We start from the raw sequence: 19361 nt of genomic DNA, 5'->3' as shown, positions 1-19361 counted from the left end.
CGCGCTTAGGCGCGCCGCCTATGCAGCGTGTTGATCGGAAAGCACCCGCGCTGCGAACTCCCGCCATAATCGACGATAATACATGGCCGCAGCGGTTCCTTTGCCGATATCGGTGACAGGTGCGCAGGTCACGCCCATTTTTTCCACATCGCTACTAAAGGGCACATGGGCATCTAACATAGCAGGGTATTGTTTCTGCATCCGATGCATGGTGTCGACGTGTAAGCGCTTTGTTTTCTGCACCATCGAGAAAAAGGGGTGAATACGTGCTACATCAAAATCATGGGCGATAAAATATTGATAAAGCTGCTCAAGCGTGCGTTCAGAAAGCGTCGTCGGGATCACGGGGGTCAGCAGTTCATCACAATGGCGGAAAACGGAATCAGACAGCGCGGATAGAGTGGGTGGGCAATCGAGTATCACGATATCGTAGTCATCCTTGACGGCTTTAAATCGACGTTTGAAGAGACTTTTTGACCCGCCTTTCTGTGAAGCTAGAAAAATATCGAAGTCTTTAAAGTCATGGTGCGCTGGCACCACATCAAGGTTGGGGTAGTGACTGGGTTGAATGGACTTTTTAAACTTTTTATCTCGGGTAAAGAAGCTGTCTTGTCCTAAATGCTTGGATGGTTTGAGCTTAAAGTAAAACGATGACGCGCCTTGCTGGTCGAGATCGCAAAGCAAGACGCGATAGCCGCTTTCTGCCATCAAATGCGCCATATTCACCGACGTCGCCGTTTTTCCCACACCACCTTTGTTACTGTAAACCGCAATAATTTTCATCGTTTTCTTCCCATCCCCATGCGTGAGTCGCCATCGTTTTTAATATCATCCATTTGTTTTGATACGGTATGAAATCGATGAAACCCTATCTACCTCTTTAGCTGTTTTATTTAACAATTTGTGACAAAACAAAAAGAGAAGGGCGTGCGAGCTTATCTTGTTGCAAGTGAGGCTGAGAGGCGTGTGAAGCCGGTATAAAGCAATCACGCCACATCATTGCTTTGTCCAATCACACAAATTGTTCAAAGTGATTTAGACATTTCGCCAACTTAGACAACACTTAAAGGACGGGACAACCATAGCCACGCTACGCGGCATACACATTTTGATATGACGTGGTTAGCAGGCATATGGCGTGAGTTAAGCATTGAAGAGGGGGCGACATGGAGTCGATCAAAGTCAAAGATTATATGAACAAGCGGCCGGTGACATTCTCGCCAGATATGCCGCTATCCAGTGCGCTGGAAAAATTACTGCGGAGCCAACAAACTGGTGGACCCGTGATTGATGCCAACAAGCGTCTAGTGGGATTTATTTCCGAGCAAGATATGCTGCAGCAATTGCTAAGAGACAGCTATCACTGTCAAGACTCCCACTCTGTGTCTGATTGTATGACGCCGAATGCACTCGCGGTGCAATCAGAAGACAGTATCATTAAGCTGGCCGAAATGATGATGCCCACCAAGCCTAAGCTGTATCCAGTGGTTGATGACGGTAAATTGGTGGGGATTATTACTCGGCGAGACGTGCTCCGTGCGATCAGCACTCAAATGGGAGAGTGCCTCACGCATCCCGTCTAAATGAAAGACTCAAGCGTCTTATGCCGCTTCTTTGAGGGGAGAAGCGGCTAAGGCGTTTATCTTTGCGTGCTTTCGCGTACGAGGAAACGATGTAACTTATCAATATCACTCACACGTGCGCTATCCCAAACTGTGCTGATCCCAAACCAGCACTATGGCGTCGATTGGGTATGATACTCATCATCATACCCTGACACACTGCCCATTAATGCCTGCACAACTTCATTCACTGTCACGCCAGTTCTGGCGCTATACGTTACCTACCGTGGCCGCTATGTTGGTTAATGGTCTTTATCAAGTCATTGATGGCATCTTTATCGGTCATGTCATGGGGGCTGATGGCTTGGCAGGCATTAACCTGATTTGGCCATTGATCGCAGGCATGTTAGGGATTGGTCTGATGATTGGTGTTGGCGCTGGGGCGAAAATAAGTGCTGCGCGCGGAAAAGGGCATGATCCCTCAGGGCATCACACGCTCGCGGTCGCGATCGGATTAGTGCTACTTCTCAGTGTTTTTTTAAGCCTCGCACTGGTCGCATGGGGCCAATATCTACTAGCACTTCAAGGCGCAGAGCAGGTGCCGCTGGCTTTTGCGGTGCAATACTTAGATGTACTGGTTTGGGCCAATATGTTTACCCTCGGTTCGATGGCGGTGCCTATTTTACTGCGTAACGACGATCAACCCGGCTTGGCGACGCGATTGATGATGTTAGGCGCGCTGCTCAATATTGGTTTTGATCTGGTGTTTATCGTCTGGCTTGAGTGGGCATTAACCGGCGCTGCCATTGCCACAGCGTTAGCGCAAGCGGCGGTAACGCTGGTAGGCGTCAGCTACTTTTTTTCTCGGCGCAGTCGGTTGCAAGTTATTTGGCCGTCATGGTCACAGGCTTGGTCAATCACACGGCATATCTGTGCAATCGGTGCGGCGAGTTGGATTATGTACGGTTATAGCGCTGTGATGGTGGCGGTGCACAATCACCTTTTAATGCTGCACGGCGGAAAACTGGCGGTAGGGGCGTATGCCGTGATCGGCTATGTGGTGATTGTGTACTATTTGCTAGCCGAAGGGGTAGCCAATGGGATGCAACCTTTAGTGAGCTTTTATGCGGGTGCCAGTCAGCCACACTGGATAAAGCGGTGCTTATTGATGGCGTTGTCTTGTGTCTTAGTGACGGGCGTTGCCTTTGTGGCAGTGATCAATGGCTTACCCAACACCTTGGCACGCGTATTTGTTGGCAGCGGCAATCCGGCCTTACTGGATAGCACAGTCAATGGGCTACGGTTGCACCTGATCCTTCTGTTTCTCGATGGCTTTATTGTCGTTGCCGCCGCGTACTTTCAAGCCATTCATCACGGGCGAACCGCGCTAATGATCAGTATCGGTAATATCGTACTGCAACTCCCGTTTTTGTTTCTCTTTGCGTCATATTGGCAATTGGATGGGGTTTGGCTGGCCTATCCGGCCTCTAATTTGGCATTGGCAATACCTGTGGTAGCATGGTTAGCGATCGATCTGCGACGCCGCCTCCGTCATTTGTCGCCAACAGATGCGAATGTAGGCGATTTTTGCTGAAAATGTCGACAACATTACTCACTGGCTTTGAGGTAAATAACCTCTCTAATTCAATGATTAGCAGCGATATTGACGCATAAAGTTCGATACTTGGTGCCAAAATCACAGATTTCTGCTATTGTGCCGCGAATCAGACATACCGAGGCGTCAAGCAACTGTTGGCGATACTCGCAGTGTCAAACAACTAAAAACGATAAGCAGGATGCTGAGATGTCGTTGGGATGTGGAAGCCAGCATTGACTTCAACGTGAATAACATGAGGTAAAAGACAAAGGTCAAATTGGATTATCAGGGAGGATGTGATGAGAGAAACAAAGAGGTTATATGTATCAACTCAATTCTATTGGTGCACTAGAGTCATTTTTGATCGCCATTGGTGTGCTTTTTCTAGGCCATTTTGTTAATTCAAAAATTCCTGCATTACGTAAATTTAATATCCCCGAACCTATTGTCGGCGGATTAATTATTGCCTGTGTTATTTCAGTGCTGCATTCAAACGGTATAGATTTTAAATTTGACTTGCCGTTAAAAAGCACCTTTATGCTAATGTTTTTTGCCACTGTGGGTTTAGCGGCTAATTATAAACAATTGGTGAAAGGTGGGTTAAAAGTATTTTGGTTCCTCGCTATCGCTTCTTTCTACATTATTATTCAGAATGCGATTGGGGTGAGCTTTGCATCGATGCTTGGCTTGGATCCACTGATGGGCCTTGTGGCTGGCTCCATTACCTTGTCTGGTGGGCATGGCACAGGCGCGGCATGGGCACAGATATTGACCGATGAATACGGTATCCAGAGCACGCTCGAGATTGCAATGGCCTCCGCCACACTCGGTTTGGTGATCGGAGGCATTATCGGTAGCCCGGTTGCTCAACGCTTGATTAATAAGCACCAATTAGAATCAGAATATGGTCGTGGCACGACGACACATCAGAAATATCCTGAGTTGGTGACCTATAACGAAAATGAAGAAGACAAAGTAACCGCGAAGAAAGTGATCGAAGTCTTATTCATCTTATTGCTTTGTATTACGGGCGCGCGTTACTTATCGGAATGGGTTAATAGCTTTAATATTCAGTGGTTAATGATCCCAGACTTTGTATATGCCTTGTTTTTGGGTGTGATTGTTACCAATATCCTTGAGATCTTTAAATTTAGAAAGCTGGAATCAGAAACGGTTGATATGGTTGGGACAGTGTCATTGTCACTATTCCTTGCCATGGCGCTGATGACATTGAAGCTTTGGAATATTCTCGATCTGGCAGTCCCTTTCTTGATTATTCTGACCATTCAGTCGATCGTAATCGGTGTCTTTAGCTATTACGTGACATTTAAGTTGATGGGAAGTAACTACACAGGGGCAGTTATTGCCGGTGGCCATTGTGGCTTTGGACTAGGTGCCACGCCGACAGCCGTGATGAATATGGGATCGATTGTTAATCGTTTTGGCCCGGCACCTCAAGCCTTTATGGTGGTGCCCATTGTCGGTGCTTTCTTCATCGATATTGTGAATCTTATCATTCTGCAGGGCTACATTTTTATTATTCAGTAAGCGAACGCGCTCAGTGCTAATCACTGAGCGCACTTTTCGCTTTCTTTCCCCGCATCACAGCGCTTTCCCTTTATCCAAGCACTTTCCCCGACCCACAACGTAAGACAAATACGATGAGTTTCGATCATCGCTTGACTCTGGAGTGGGCTCCAACCCTTATAGTAGGTATAAACGTTCGATATACCGCCCATAAGGAGCCGACTATGTGTAAACACTGTGGATCGCACCATTGTCATCAACCCCATCATCAAAACCCGACTACCTCTGCGCTTGAAACCACACAATGTGCGCAAGACAGCGGCTGCTGTAGCAGTCATGCGGAGGGCGAGGGTAACGCCGGCGATGACGACCCGGATGGGCATTGCCACGCGCATGCTCAGCGACAACGTGCAGACACCTCTTCTGAGCGCGCATCAATCGATTCAGTGAATGCGCACGAGTGGGGCGTGACCGGTATGGATTGTCCGAGCTGTGCCGCGAAACTCGAAAAAGCCATTCTGGCAACGTCAGGCGTAGCGCAAGCACAGGTGATGTTTGCAACGGAGAAACTGCGTGTTACTTATACGGCCGATGCACAGGCTTCTACCGAACGTGCTGTTGAACAAGCCGCCCAAAAAGCGGGCTTTCCTCTCGTCGCTCTCAACCAAACACAACCTGAGGTAACCGGATGGAAAAAGTGGCGGCAAGATGCGCTGTTATTCGGGCTAATTGCGGTCATGATGGTGGCGTGGGGACTCCACTATTGGTCTGAGACTTTATCGGGGGCGCTGTTTACTTTGGCGACCTTAGTGGGACTGGCGCCAATCGTGGGCAAAGCGATCCGACTGGTCAAAAGCGGATCACCTTTTTCTATTGAAACACTGATGAGCATCGCCGCACTCGGGGCCTTGTACTTGGGTGAGACCACCGAGGCCGCGATGGTGCTGGTACTGTTCCTGATTGGTGAAAGACTGGAAGGTTATGCTGCCTCACGGGCACGAGATGGTATTCAGTCACTGATGGCCTTGGTTCCTGAGACAGTGACTCGCGTTCATGCATCTGGTGAGCGTGAAACCGTGGCGGCGAGCGCACTGCAACCAGGGGATGTGATTGAAATTAGCGCTGGCGAGCGTTTGCCTGCAGATGGCCAGTTGATGGGGGCAATGGCAAGCTTTGATCAAAGCGCCCTGACGGGAGAGCCCATCCCGGTTGATATTGAGGTCGGTGATGCTGTGATGGCAGGCAGCCTTGCGACCGATAAAACGGTCCAGCTTACCGTGACATCTGCACAAGGCGAAAATGCGATTGACCGAATTTTACGTTTAATCGAACAGGCTGAGTCGAAAAAAGCACCGATTGAGCGGTTTATCGATAAATTTAGCCGTTGGTATACGCCGACCATGATTGYGCTTGCCGCATTAGTCGTTGTGGTCCCGCCGTTGTTTTTTGCCGCCAGTTGGCAAGAGTGGTTGTATCGAGGCCTTGCTTTGCTATTGATTGCCTGTCCGTGTGCATTGGTGATTTCAACGCCAGCAGCGATCACATCAGGTCTGGCGACGGCAGCGCGTCGAGGCGCGCTGATTAAAGGCGGTGCGGCGTTAGAAATGCTCGCCAGTGTCAATGCGGTGACTTTTGATAAAACGGGCACGCTCACTGAGGGTAAACCGACTGTGACTGATGTGCTGACATGGCAAGGTGACGAGAAGGATTTACTTAAATATGCCACGGCAATCGAGCGAGGCAGTCATCACCCACTGGCCAAATCCTTGGTGCTTTATACCGCCGAGCGAGGCATTGAAGTGCCAGAGGCACGTAATATTCAAGCGCAGGCGGGACAGGGTGTGAAAGGGGATGTCGATGGGTGCCGGATTCGCTTAATTGCACTCGATCGACTGACGGATGATATGTTGACACCGAATCAGCGACACCAAGCCGGAGAGATTGCACAGCGAGGTGTCACGGTGGCGGTCGTCATGGTTGAGGGCGCGCCGTACGGACTAATTGGCTGGCGTGATACCTTGCGGGGCGATGCCAAGCAAGCCGTTAACCAATTACGTGATTTGGGCATTCATCCGGTGATGCTAACCGGTGATAATCCGGCTGCAGCAGCAGAGATTGCAGGAGAGTTGGGTATCGACTTTCGCGCAGGCTTATTGCCGGAAGATAAAGTTCATGCTGTTGAAGCCTTAGCGAAACACTATCGTGTTGCTATGGTGGGAGATGGTATTAATGACGCACCGGCGATGAAAGCGGCGCAATTAGGCGTAGCGATGGGCAGTGGTACGGATGTTGCGCTTGAAACGGCCGACGCGGCGTTAAGTCATAACCGTTTGACTGAATTGCCCGGAATTTTACAGCTGGCGCGCGCAACGCAAGCGAACGTCCGTCAAAATATTACCATTGCGTTAGGGCTAAAAGGTGTCTTTCTGGTCACGAGTGTCTTGGGGATCACCGGGCTTTGGGTGGCGGTGTTAGCGGACAGTGGCGCGACGGCACTGGTCACGTTGAATGCATTACGGCTGTTGCGAGACAAGCGCCAATAAAGCTGACAGCACTTGTCTGCATACGCCGTCATAAAGTGATAGCGATCTCTAAATTCTGAAATCTGTAAGAATTGACAGTGTAATAGGTCGATAAAAGTCACATAAATACCCGAAGAATTGGGTATCCTAGACGCATAACAACTTCGAGTTCAGGCCTGCTTTGGCAGGCCTTTAATCATTTGAAGATGCTGCTGACAGCATCCAGCGAGGAGACTGATTATGTCTGATACCCCTGTATTCCACCTTGGCGTTAACCATGCCGACCTACAAGGCGCTACCACTGCGATTATTCCCGGCGATCCTGCGCGAGTAGAAAAAATCGCGAACCTGATGGACAACCCAACCTTTCTTGCCTCTCAGCGCGAGTATACCTTGTATCTAGGCTGGTTAGACGGTAAGCCTGTGGTGGTTTGCTCAACCGGTATCGGTGGCCCATCAACCTCGATTGCGGTTGAAGAACTGGCGCAATTGGGTGTGCGCACCTTCTTGCGTGTCGGCACTACCGGCGCTATTCAACCTAACATTAATGTTGGCGATATGATCGTCACCACAGGGTCTGTTCGCCTTGATGGCGCGAGTACCCATTTTGCACCGATGGAATTCCCAGCCGTGGCTAACTTTGATGTGGCAACGGCCATGAAAGCGGCGGTTGATGAAGATGGCGCAACGGTTCACACCGGTGTGACTGCATCAAGCGATACCTTCTATCCGGGTCAAGAGCGCTACGATACCTTCAGTGGTCGTGTCGTGCGTCGTTTCCAAGGCTCGATGCAAGAGTGGCAAGACATGGGCGTACTGAACTTTGAAATGGAGTCCGCCACGTTACTTACCATGTGTGCTAGCTCAGGTCTGCGTGCTGGCTGTGTTGCGGGTGTGATTATTAACCGTACCCAAAAAGAGATCCCTGACCACGCAACGCTTAAAGAAACCGAAACACGCTCGATCAAGATTGTGGTTGAAGCCGCTCGTAAACTGCTGTAATTCAGACATTGCGGTATCAAAAAAACGCGGTGCTCATCATGAGCGCCGCGTTTTTTATGGTGTTTTGAGTGCGCCATTTAGCTGGTGCGAATCGCGACGGTGCCACCGGCGGCGACAAACCAATCATAAAGGTGGGTACGCAAGTTACCGAGTTGGTCAGGGCCAATCAGTGCTAAGCCCAGATCGGTAGCTCGAGTAATATCGTGATGGCGCAACGGACGGAAGCTCACCAACATCGCTCGCGCTTGTAACCCTCCAAGTAGATCGCGCAGTGACTCTAACTTGTACAAGGTATCATCGCCATCGCTCGACATGCCTTTGGTTTTACACTCAATAATATGCAGTWTGTTATTGACCACAGTCGCCACATCAAGCTCGTTACGCACTTCGCGCTCGCCAATCTGGCGATACACTTGCACGGAAAGTGAATTATCTTGAATGGTTGGCATTTCTTTTTGAATAGACGTGACGGTGTAATGCACGTAGCTTTCTAACCATTCACCATTGGCAAAGCGACGTGCTTCCTCACAACTAAAGGTTAGCACCCCATTTTGGTATGTTGCGAGCCCAGCTTCAGTCAGATCGTCAAGCAGCATACCGAGTTCACGGTAGCCTTGCTGTTTCTCGCTTAACGTCACATCAAGGCACTGTTCCTTGCGACACGTGGTGGCTAAATAGTTCAGTGTCGCCAAGCCGGGTCCTAATTCATAAGCATTGCTGGCCCATTTTTCGCCCAAACGATAAATATCATCGGTTAAACAACCGATCACATCGTCATCATGACGCTCACAACGGGCGCCAAAAATCGTGAGGTATTCGGTCAAGCTAATATGGTCTTCGACTTGTTGTTGTGGCAACCCATCTGGATACAACCAGCATAATTCATCGCTATAAGGCTCAATGACATAGCTAGGCCATTGATAGGTGCGAAACACTTCGTAAGCAGACAGCAGTTGATGACGCAGACCACAGCTCGCGTTAAAAAGGATATCTTCAGAGGTGGTGCTAAGCTGTTCGGCCAGTTGTTTCACTTGGCTTTTTAATTCACGGATATTGATATCATCGGAAATTTCGAAAAACTCGGTTTCGATGCCTTTTGGCGCAAGTACGCGAGTGAGGCGTTCAAATTCTAGGTCTTGCTCAAGGGTGCCTATTAACACCAACTTGCTCACCGGCAGTTGCTGGTGTAACACGGGGGTGACCAATCGGACGGGATCCGAGTCGATGATTCCTACATGAATAGCCATAATTGCTCCAGGCGGGCGATGCGGCTAAACGAGCCGCTAAAAATATTAGTGTATACCCTAGCTTCCAAACGAGTCATTTGGGTATAGCGTTAAGTCACTTAGGTGGCTTTGTTAATAATATCCGGTCTACGACTAGGGCTTTCAACCGTCAACAACGTAAATTGTTGTAAATTGACATCCCGCTGACTTAGCGTTGGCGTGCCAGCCGAGTATCCGCACGCAACGCGAGTATTGGTAAACAGGGTGAGTCACCGAAGGCGGGACCTTGGCCCCGCCGTTAATTATGCGCGACTTTGTTTCAAGGCCTGTTGGCGCAGCGTGAGTGTCAACTGGTTAAGCTCCGGCAGCATGCGCTGAATCAGTTGTAATTGCTGCAATACCATCGTCAGCGGTGTGTTATCGACAGTCTCTCCGTAGCCGCCGTGAGTCTGATGCATGTCATCAGTAGTTTGCAACGCCAGCAGTGCATCATGGTTGGTAGGCTGGGCCAGTAGCTCGGTTAATTGGGTTAATCCTTGGTGGATATCACGGTGAAGCTGGGCCACTTTTTGATGGTTGACCTCATCATCCATCCGGCTTCGATGCGCGCCAAGGGCAGAGATATAGCTCAGCATCGCGTTGTTTAAACATAAGAAACGGAAAGTTTCTTCGATATTGGTGCGATAGCGGCCGGGCTCCGCCAACATATTACTGATCGCGGTAGTCAGCTCCGCATCTGCATTGTGCGCTTGGCGCCGCGCAATTCGATAGGCAAGGGTGTCGCGTTTACCTACTCGGTACTGAGCAATCACGTGGGCTAAATAGTCCCGATTGGCTTGCAAGGCTTCTGTCATGATCCCGCGGAGACGGTGCGCTTGCCAGTCGGGCAACACATAACGGACCGCCGCAACGGCAATCAAACAGCCAATAACGGTATCGCCCAAACGCGGTAAGATCACTGCGAAACCTTCCCCGAACTGGCTAAAGCACATTAATACCAATAAGGTGATAAACAAGGTGGCTAGGGTGTACTGAACGGTGCGGAACGCGAAAAATAGCACCCCAGTGACGACCATCAAGGCCAATTGACTGCTGGGATCGGGAAACAGGTATAAGGCCGGCACGCCGAGTAGCAAGCCAGCCACAGTGCCGACAATCCGCTCTTTAAGCTTACTGCGTGTGGCTGAGTAATTGGTTTGGCAAACGAACTGAATGGTCATCAAGATCCAAAAGCCATGTTCAAGAGAGAGGCCTTGAATCACGCCATACCCCGCGAGGAGCGATAACGACAAGCGCACCGCATGGCGAAAACGCAACGATCGAAACGTCAGTTGTTGGCGAATGCGAAAGGCCATCTCACCAAGCGAGCGCGCATCGGGATCAGCCAATTCGTTTTCTTGGGCGCGGCTATCAACTGCGAGGTTACTCAAACTCGCCAACTGCTGCTCAACCGTCTCCAGGTTTTTGTATAAAAACTGCAACTGATTTAGCAAGGCAGTGCGAGTATGGCTGTCTTGGTGTTTAGCCAAATATGCCATCGATTGCTGGATAGCCGTTAACGCTTGCTGCCCTGCATGATGATGCTGATAGCTGATGCCCAACGAGAGCGCTTGCGCTACCTCACGGCACGCGTGCGCTTGCACATTGAGCAATGCTTCGAAGCGAAACAAAATGTCTGAGTGGAAAAAGTGGGCGGCAAGATCTTGGTAACGATAATGGGATGAGCTAACCCGCTCGTGAATATCTTGGGCAATAAAATACGTTTGCAGCAAGGTTTGATGCCGCTGGGTCAGACGGCCGCGTCGTGCTCGCGCCAGTAATGATGCTTTGGCTTGGTTGAGCGCAGCCACTACTTGGGCATTTTGGTTGGCGGCGGCGATGCGGGTAGGTTGCGGAACCAATTCGGCAACCGGATGGAACAAACTAGACTTGGTTTCCATGTAAGTGGCGGTTTGACGAAAGACCGCTGCGAGCCGATGCTGCACGGGACGGTGCGGCCAAATCACAATCCAAGCCAGTGATAGTAACCCGTACCAAAATGCGCCTGAGAGCAGCATCATGGGTTGAAGCCACAGATCACTGCCTTGCTCCATCCCCAACATGGTGTATACCGCCAGTAGCAATGAGGCAAAGGCGATGGTGCCATAACGCTCCCCAATAGCCCCCAGCATGATAAAGCCAAAACTGGAAACGGTTAGCCCTAATGCAAACAGCCAAGGCCAATCGTAAAGCAATTCAACCGAGAAAGAGGCGACCGCGAAGCAGGTGAGCGTCACGCCCAAGGCTTTTATCCGCCCCCATAGGTGATCATCCACTTCCGCTAATGCTGAAGCGATGACCCCGAGCACCAGTGGCGTGACAATATCGGTGCGACCAGCGTATCCCGCGTAAAGGGCAACCCCCATTAAAGCGATTAGGACGCGGATACTGTCATTGATGCGGTGGTTCGCCCAGTATTCGCGTAGCGTCAGTGGCATCGAAGGAAAGCGTGGCAACGAAAAGGACATAAAAACACGGATTAAGCCAACAATGAGGGCAAGATAGCAGAAAGATACTGAAAAACTAAGCGTCATCCGCGCGTTTTCGTGCGCTTTTTAGAAATAGCTTGCGACAAGTCAAATCCATAGCGTGCTATAGGTGATGCGGCGGGAAGCCATATTGCTAGTGAATTGATTTATCGAGAGTTGCGCAGTAGCATGCCTGTCATCTTATCAAGGCTGGAAAGCGCGTTTTTACGCACTGACTCATGAGTATGAAACTCTCCGCAAACCGCTGGGCACAATGGCTTGTTTATGGCGACCATTACAGCTTGCAGCTCGAAGATGACGGCTTACTGCTCGAATCTCGCCACCATCGTCAATACATTCCTTTTTCGGCATGGGATGGGCAGCTCACGGTGTCGCGCGGGTTGCTGTGGGGAACAATTTCGCTCACCGGTTATACTGACGAGGGCGATCCGCTGCCTTTTGAGGTCTTTGGCTTGCCTTGGCACCGCGCCCAGCAGGCAGGGCAAACCATTTATCGCAGTTATCAAGCCTATATTGCCCGTTATCAAAAACGGCTGGCGCTGATCCGTCCTAGTTTATTGGCAGAGTATGATGCACTGGTGAATGCACCCGCTTATGTTCGCTTATCGCAATTGCGCGCGGCGCAACAAATCCTAGTCGATAAGCTAGAAGGCGAGGGGATCCCAGCCTCATTCTTGGCTAGCTTAGATGAAGTGATGGCGACAACACTGGCACCCGTTTTGCGGGGGGATAAACAGTGGCTCAAGACGCGCAATCAGCAATGGCAAGCGATGATGCTCGATCAGTGGCAAGCTTGGTTTGATCGCATCGAATCATCGCCATTGAATGACGGGCAGCGCGCCGCCGTGCTCACCGATGAATCTCATACCTTGGTGGTGGCGGGGCCCGGTAGTGGAAAAACCAGCGTATTGGTGGCACGCGCCGCCTACTTAATTGAAAGTGGTCAAGCTAAACCAGAGCAGCTATTGCTGCTGGCCTTTGGTCGTGATGCTGCTGAAGAACTGAAAACGCGGATAAAGACTAAAACTGGCCATGAAGTGAATGTGACTACCTTTCATGGCTTTGCCCGCCAGCAACTTGCCGAGCACCAAGGGCAGGCGCCGATGATTTCTCCACTCGCCAGTGATGAGACGGCCAAAGTGGCCTGGCTGACTCAAACTCTTGCTGAACAGTGGCAACAGCCCACTACCCGCAAACGCTGGGATAAATTACATCACCAACAAACACTGCCGCTTGATGATAACGCTGAACTGACTGCGTGTGCCCATGACAGCCGGTTACACACTTGGGTTTGGTCGCGCCTTTCACGAGTGATCCAAGCCAATACCACCAAGCGTGCGCTGAACGATAAGCTGGCAAGCTTTGAGGAGCAGGCCGCCTTAAAAAATGAACTGGCCGTGATTTGGCCATTGTACCAAGCCTACAAACAGGCGCTAAAAGCGGAGAACGCGGTAGACTTTGACGGATTGATTACTCAAGCCACTAAGCTGTTTCAGCAGCGAAAATTTACCACGCCGATCCAGTTTGTCATGGTTGATGAATACCAAGACATTTCGCCTGCACGATTGGCAATGTTAGAGGCTCTGTGTCACGGTAAAGCGGACAGTGAAACCCAATCACCACGCGCCTCGTTATATGCGGTGGGAGATGATTGGCAAGCTATTTATCGCTTTGCTGGTGCCGATGTCAGCTTAACCACAGAGTTTGCGCAGCGTTTCGGTGACAGCGAAATTTGCTGGCTGACCACCTGTTATCGCTATCCGTCTACCTTGGGGAAGGTGGCACAGCAGTTCATCGAACAAAACCCCAAGCAGCTGAGCAAACAACTAGATTATGCGCGAGACAAGACATCGGCGAAAGCGCCTAAAGCGATCAAGGTGATCACGGACGACAAGTTAGATAAAACCTTGGCAAGCCTTGCCAAAAAGTATGCTAACGCAGAGCATGCAGTGAGTGTGATGCTGCTAGGCCGCACGCATGCCGTTTGTCCTGACGCGCTAGAAAGTTGGCAAAAAGCTTATCCATCATTGACGCTTCGCTATACCACCGTACACGCCAGCAAGGGGCAAGAAGCCCACTATGTGTTCATCCTCGGCATGGATGATGGGGTCTTCCCGGCCAAGCCGCGTTCGCTTTCACTCGGTGAGGCATTGTTAGGGAAAAATGAAGAGCCAATTGAGCACGCGGAAGAGCGGCGATTGTTTTATGTCGCCCTGACGCGGGCCCAAAAACAAGTGTGGCTAGTACACCAAAAAGGCCATGCCTCACCGTTTGTGGAGGAACTGAAAGGGTGTTTCTAATTACTACTCATTACGAATAACCATACTTATATCTCGGTTTATATTATTCTATCCATTTAGTATATGAGACAGGTTTTCTGGTAGGAAGGATCCTATGATTACGTTTAAAGAGCTTGTTAATAAGTCATTAAGTAACATTGATATCAATAAAGTGAAGTTTGTAAGACATAAAGATAGTCGTGCACAATATCGGGATATAATAAAGGATAGAGATAGTCTTTTAGCGTATCAGGCTGAACAATCAAAAGATGTATTTAAAGAGTGTGAATACATCTTTTCCTTTATTGGTTTGGATGGTAGTAAGTCACTATTTATTGGTGCTTTTAAGGTAGGTGGCTCTCGCTACGACAACGAGAAATATTACTACGATCTACAAGAAGTAGATAGCTTCAAAGATTACAAGGATAGGGTTGTAATCGATTGGGGAGGAGCTACTATATCGTGGCACCAATGGGTAGCAAATAACGATAAGGAAGTTCTGGAAGTGCTACCAAAAGGATATTTAGGCACTTTCCCGGGGCTACTTAACTTTGTTCTGACGTTCGATGAGTTAAGCGTGCTCATTAATAACCAGGATGCTAACCAAGACTGGTATTCACGTTTGTCTGCGGTAAATGGTATTTATTTGATCTTAGATTCAAACCCTGATGCTGAAGCTCAGCATTATGTCGGTGCGGCCTATGGAGCAGAAGGGGTCTGGCAGCGCTGGAAAAGCTATGTGAAAACGAGACATGGCAACAATAAACAACTCAAAGAGCGTTGCGAAAAAAACTCTGATTATCACAAGGGGCTAACATTTACGTTACTACAAACACTACCTGCAAACCTTGATAAAGAAGATGTATTAGCGTACGAAAACCTATACAAAGAAAAGTTAGGCTCTCGAGTAGTTGGTTTAAATAGTAACTAACGCATTTAAAGTGGAGCAAAGGAGAAACACCTTTGCTCCTAATGATCTATCAGTTGCTGTGATAAATTGTACTCATAAGCGCTCGTCTAAATAAGCTTGATAATCAGGAATTTGAATATCCACTTCTTGGCCAAACAGTGGTGAGGTAATCAAGAACCGTGCGGTGGCGCGATTGGTGGCAACGGGAATATTCCATACGGTGCTGACACGCAGTAGCGCTTTAACATCTGGATCATGCGGGACGGCATTGAGCGGATCCCAAAAGAAAATCATCGCATCGATTTTTTGTTCAGAAATCATGGCGCCCAGTTGTTGATCACCCCCCATAGGGCCACTAATCAATGGTGTGATCGTTAATCCAGTTTCGCGCGCAAGAATATGCCCCGTGGTGCCGGTCGCATAAAGCTCATGCTGACTGAGCACATCTTGGTGTTCTTTAACCCACTCACTCAAGGCGTCTTTGTAGTGATCGTGCGCCACTAATGCAACGTGTTTACGCGCGGACATGGTGCGAGACGTTTGTTTCATGCTGCTTCCTATTTAAAACATGGCGGTTTAACGTCAAACTGCGTTTAGCAGGGTGTTATCGAAGCCTAATTCAATCCGGTAGTGAAATATAGCGTACCGCTGACAAAACCTTGGCATAGCACTGTTTAGAGTGTCACATAATAAGAAAAAACTGACGCATCCAATGAAAAACGTCAGGATTTTCAGTCACAAGTTAACCAAGCACGCAAAAGTAGCGCGACAACCCATCGAAGTGGCAATAAAAAGGCTACAGTTAACTAACAAGGCAAAGGAAGTGCCTAGTCATGCAGGAGAGTTTATGAGCAAGGAGTACGCGTATGTGGGTGACACTGGATTTTGAAGCATCCGGTTTGTCGTTATCGTCTTATCCCATCGAGGTGGGATACGTGTTGCCAAGTGGCGACAGCAACAGTTTTTTGATTGACCCTTCCACCGCCAGTGGCCACTGGAATCACTGGGACAAAGAAGCCGAAACCCGAATACATGGGATCTCGCGTGAACGCCTTTTTAGCGAAGGCATCAGTGTGCTCGATGTATGCCAGCATCTCAACCAGACCCTCGCGCCTTTTGATCATGTTTTGTGCGACAGTCAATGGGATCTGTTTTGGATGGGGCGGCTTTACAAAGCCTGCTACATGCGCCCTTCATTCACCCTAATGGAGGTGAATCAGTGGCTAAAAAAGCACAGTGATCTCGATCGGCGTGACTTTAGCCGCGAAATGGAGGCGTTGGGGCCAGCACCGCATCGTGCTGAAGAAGATGCGCGACAAATTCGTCGTGCCCTCGATAGCTTGTTAAAATAGCCCATCATGTAGCGCATTGTTGGGATGTTATGACAGCACCTTCAACCCTTAGGTTGGCACAATTCAACCTGTCTCTAGCGGGACGTCAGGCCGACGAGATTAAAGCAAAGATGTTAGCGCCCACCCCCAGCCGGCAAATTAAAAACCTCGCCGCGACCTTACAACGTGAGCGCCCCGATGTGGTGGTACTTTGCGAGTTTGATCATCCGGGCAACGGTGGCGACGATGGTGCGCTCGCCGCATTTTGTGAGCGGCATTTGGCAGAATCGCAACACGGTGACATGCCGATTGATTATCCGTATCGCTACTTGCCCGCCACCAACACGGGATTAAAACTCACGGTGCCGGTCAGTGAGCATCAACGCTTAACGGATGCCCAACAGTGTCATGGATTTGGTGATTATCACGGCCAGTTTGGCTTTGTGATTATCTCTCGCTATCCCATCGAAGATGCCGCTATCCGTACTTGGCAACACTTTGCGTGGCATCAATTACCTCACCATCAACTCCCTGCGGATTATTACACTGAACAAGCACAACAGGCGCTACGTCTCGCCTCGAAAAACTTGGTTTCAGTGCCGATTTTGGTTGGTGATGAACGAATACAGGTGGTGGCGTGTCACCCAACGCCACCGGTGTTTGATGGGCCAGAAAAGCGTAACTGGCGGCGCAATAGTGATGAAATTCACCAACTGATTGGCCTTTTGGATAACGCCGATTGGCTGGTGGACGACAAGGGCACTCACGGCGGACTTTCTCCCAAGGCACCGTTTGTGGTGATTGGCGATTTAAATGCAGACCCGAGCTACGGTGATGGGGATAAGCAAGCCATTGACGCCTTGCTTCACCATCCTCGTGTGCATCCCGAGGTTGCTATCGGCACGCAGGTGCCAAAAAGTGACGCGGCTCAGTCTCACGCGTTTCGCTTTATCGAAGGGAAAGGACGGGCAATTGCTACCCATAACGGTGGGTTGCGCCTCGATTATGTCCTACCTTCGCGTGAGCTAGCGGTGATGGCCTCCGGCGTATTTTGGCCTGCCCCTGATGATGCCGACTACCCACTGATTTGTGATAAAAACGGCCAAGAGCATGCGCGTGCTCACTCCGATCATCGTCTTGTTTGGGTCGATGTGGCGCTAAGTTAGCGAGGCTGCGTATCCAGCGCCACGCCTTCACGCTGACACGCAACTTCTGCGAGGCGCTTAGCTTGTTCGTCAGGCTTTAAAAAACAGCAGGTTGAACAATAACTGTGTTCATCCACGGTAAAGATCCGGCAGCAGCCGCCGCGCAATCGGAAGCTGTGGGTTTGTAATACGGTTTGCGTGTCGTTCGGATCGTAGACGGTTACATCGTGAAAACCACTGCGCTTGCTATAAAGCGGGGTGCCGCGTTGATGGACGATCGACAGCGCGGCGTCACGTGCGGCCTGCTCGCAATCACGATGTTTACCCACCATCAAAAAGGCAATACAGATTGAATCGGCAACCACTTTCCAAAGTGGCCCCTCACGCATACCGCTTTGTTCCGCGACCGCATCGACGATAGGTGAAAAGTGGCGTAATAACGCGCCGTGCAAAATAGTTAGCCACTCTTCTGCCGCGGGTTGTTTCCAGCCAATCAAGGCATTGAGATAAAAATGTGGCTTGTGATACACCAGCTCCTTGCCATTCGGTTTAGTGACGCGGGTAGGTTGGTATTTAACGTGCCAGTTATCTAAGTCCAGCGAGGGGAGCTGTCCAGCCTGAAGCCAGCTAGCCAGCACCGGAAGCAAAAACTCATAGGCATAGGCACCGATAAAAAGCGTGCCTTGAGCGCGGCTATCGGCATTGCCATAGGTCGAGTTTACCGCGGCAAAACATTGTGCGAGACCTTGTGGTGTGGTGAGTTGTTCCCGAAGCGACACGCCTTGCACATCATCAGGGATCACGGACAAGCCTAAAGCAGTGGGAAAAGGGGACAGTGCAACCGCGGCAGGCAGTTGTGGTGCGTCAAAGCTAGGATCGGCCGCGTTCATCAACACTCCTTATGATTGGCGCCTAAAAGGCGAAATTTAGCATGTGCAGCAATCAATTGTAAGAGTGATTCGTATTTAGATGTCGAGGCGCTATCGTAACGATTGGGGAAAAGGTGTCGCAGAGGAAGTGATTGAAAAAAGAGGCGGAAGGCCGCCTCTATCTATATTTATCTGTGTTTTCCGTGTCATTCACGCCCGCTATGCGGCTTGGGGTGGCTGAACTTGGTAGCGTCCGGGTTTATGGTTCATGGCAAGGACAAGGTTGGTGGTGATTGCGGCAGCGACCGATAAGCCAATTAGCCAAGGCTCGACCACCAGCAGCGATAAGATCACAATCGAGCAATCCAGCGCCATTTGCACTTTTCCCGCCCGGATGCCAAACCGTTGCTGCAAAAACAGCGCTAAGGTGTTAAATCCGCCCAAACTGCATTGATGGCGGAACATCACTAGCATGCCCATGCCGATTAGCCCGCCGCCAAATAGCGCGGCATACACAGGATGGATGCTATTAATGGTTAATACGGCGCTTAGATGATCCGCACCGAATGAGACGATACTGACCGCAACCAAGGTACTTAAGGTAAAGCGTTTCCCCATTTGGGTGTAGGCGAGCCAATAAAAAGGCAGGTTAATTACGAAGAAAAGCTCACCAAAACTGAAGTCAGTGACTCGCTGTAAAAACAGCGCTAATCCAGCGGTGCCGCCGGTCAATAACCCTACTTGGTTGAAAAAGAAGATGCCGAGTGACACCAAACTACTGCCGATAAGCAGCGCGAGTGCGTTTTCACGCTTGGAATGATTTCTATCCATATTTGCGTTCTATCCCTATTAAAACGACCGCA

The 19361-nt window shown here is 49.9% G+C and carries 15 protein-coding genes; 9 read left to right on the top strand and 6 right to left on the bottom strand.

Features of this window, described 5'->3' with window-relative positions; all coding sequences use genetic code 11:
* Positions 1-18: 18 nt before the first annotated feature.
* Positions 19-783 (bottom strand): ParA family protein, encoded by a 765-nt coding sequence (locus tag BZJ18_RS11910; RefSeq protein ID WP_077456995.1) that lies wholly within the window; start codon positions 781-783, stop codon positions 19-21.
* Between the two features lie 383 nt (positions 784-1166).
* Between BZJ18_RS11910 and BZJ18_RS11905 the strand changes: the two genes are divergently transcribed.
* The 5 genes from BZJ18_RS11905 to udp all read left to right on the top strand — a co-directional run bounded on the left by BZJ18_RS11905 (position 1167) and on the right by udp (position 8210).
* The gene (locus BZJ18_RS11905) at positions 1167-1583 is read left to right on the top strand and encodes a CBS domain-containing protein (RefSeq protein WP_069588315.1); all 417 of its coding nucleotides are present in this window, start codon (positions 1167-1169) and stop codon (positions 1581-1583) included.
* A gap of 154 nt (positions 1584-1737) precedes the next feature.
* Complete coding sequence (locus tag BZJ18_RS11900; RefSeq protein WP_241824957.1) at positions 1738-3156, top strand: MATE family efflux transporter; 1419 nt, start codon at positions 1738-1740, stop codon at positions 3154-3156.
* Between the two features lie 324 nt (positions 3157-3480).
* Positions 3481-4707 carry a sodium/glutamate symporter gene (gltS, locus tag BZJ18_RS11895; protein ID WP_077456991.1) on the top strand — a complete coding sequence of 409 codons (1227 nt, stop codon included), beginning with the start codon at positions 3481-3483 and terminating at the stop codon, positions 4705-4707.
* Positions 4708-4910: 203 nt separating this feature from the next.
* Entirely contained in the window at positions 4911-7229 is a 2319-nt protein-coding gene (locus tag BZJ18_RS11890; RefSeq protein ID WP_077456989.1) for a zinc/cadmium/mercury/lead-transporting ATPase, read from the top strand.
* A 219-nt stretch (positions 7230-7448) separates the two neighbouring features.
* On the top strand, positions 7449-8210 hold the full coding sequence (udp, locus tag BZJ18_RS11885; RefSeq protein WP_077456987.1) for a uridine phosphorylase: 762 nt from the start codon (positions 7449-7451) through the stop codon (positions 8208-8210).
* A gap of 77 nt (positions 8211-8287) precedes the next feature.
* Here udp and BZJ18_RS11880 read toward each other — a convergent pair whose 3' ends face one another.
* On the bottom strand, positions 8288-9457 hold the full coding sequence (locus tag BZJ18_RS11880) for a Card1-like endonuclease domain-containing protein (protein WP_077456985.1): 1170 nt from the start codon (positions 9455-9457) through the stop codon (positions 8288-8290).
* Positions 9458-9738: 281 nt separating this feature from the next.
* On the bottom strand, positions 9739-11943 hold the full coding sequence (gene yccS, locus BZJ18_RS11875) for a YccS family putative transporter (RefSeq protein WP_241824956.1): 2205 nt from the start codon (positions 11941-11943) through the stop codon (positions 9739-9741).
* Between the two features lie 245 nt (positions 11944-12188).
* Here yccS and helD point away from each other — a divergent pair, with 245 nt between their 5' ends.
* Positions 12189-14264 (top strand): DNA helicase IV, encoded by a 2076-nt coding sequence (gene helD / locus BZJ18_RS11870; protein ID WP_206744399.1) that lies wholly within the window; start codon positions 12189-12191, stop codon positions 14262-14264.
* A 94-nt stretch (positions 14265-14358) separates the two neighbouring features.
* Entirely contained in the window at positions 14359-15174 is an 816-nt protein-coding gene (locus tag BZJ18_RS11865; protein WP_077456981.1) for a GIY-YIG nuclease family protein, read from the top strand.
* 72 nt (positions 15175-15246) lie between these two features.
* On the opposite strand, the gene BZJ18_RS11860 is transcribed toward BZJ18_RS11865, so the two are convergent.
* Positions 15247-15702: a methylglyoxal synthase gene (locus tag BZJ18_RS11860; RefSeq protein WP_077456979.1), complete on the bottom strand. Its 456-nt coding sequence runs from the start codon at positions 15700-15702 to the stop codon at positions 15247-15249.
* 317 nt (positions 15703-16019) lie between these two features.
* Between BZJ18_RS11860 and BZJ18_RS11855 the strand changes: the two genes are divergently transcribed.
* Both BZJ18_RS11855 and BZJ18_RS11850 read left to right on the top strand, forming a co-directional pair.
* Positions 16020-16505 (top strand): hypothetical protein, encoded by a 486-nt coding sequence (locus tag BZJ18_RS11855; protein WP_069588330.1) that lies wholly within the window; start codon positions 16020-16022, stop codon positions 16503-16505.
* Positions 16506-16534: 29 nt separating this feature from the next.
* Complete coding sequence (locus BZJ18_RS11850) at positions 16535-17650, top strand: endonuclease/exonuclease/phosphatase family protein (RefSeq protein WP_077456977.1); 1116 nt, start codon at positions 16535-16537, stop codon at positions 17648-17650.
* Here BZJ18_RS11850 and BZJ18_RS11845 read toward each other — a convergent pair.
* Together BZJ18_RS11845 and BZJ18_RS11840 are read right to left on the bottom strand one after the other, a co-directional pair.
* Entirely contained in the window at positions 17647-18519 is an 873-nt protein-coding gene (locus BZJ18_RS11845; protein ID WP_077456975.1) for a ferric iron reductase, read from the bottom strand. The genes BZJ18_RS11850 and BZJ18_RS11845 overlap by 4 nt on opposite strands.
* A 198-nt stretch (positions 18520-18717) precedes the next feature.
* Positions 18718-19329 (bottom strand): YitT family protein, encoded by a 612-nt coding sequence (locus tag BZJ18_RS11840; protein WP_077456973.1) that lies wholly within the window; start codon positions 19327-19329, stop codon positions 18718-18720.
* Positions 19330-19361 lie beyond the last annotated feature (32 nt).

Source organism: Salinivibrio sp. IB872, assembly GCF_001995345.1.
Taxonomy (GTDB): Bacteria; Pseudomonadota; Gammaproteobacteria; order Enterobacterales; family Vibrionaceae; genus Salinivibrio; species Salinivibrio proteolyticus.
Note: the sequence above shows the minus strand (reverse complement) of the source record. Positions and strands in the feature narration are given on the sequence as shown.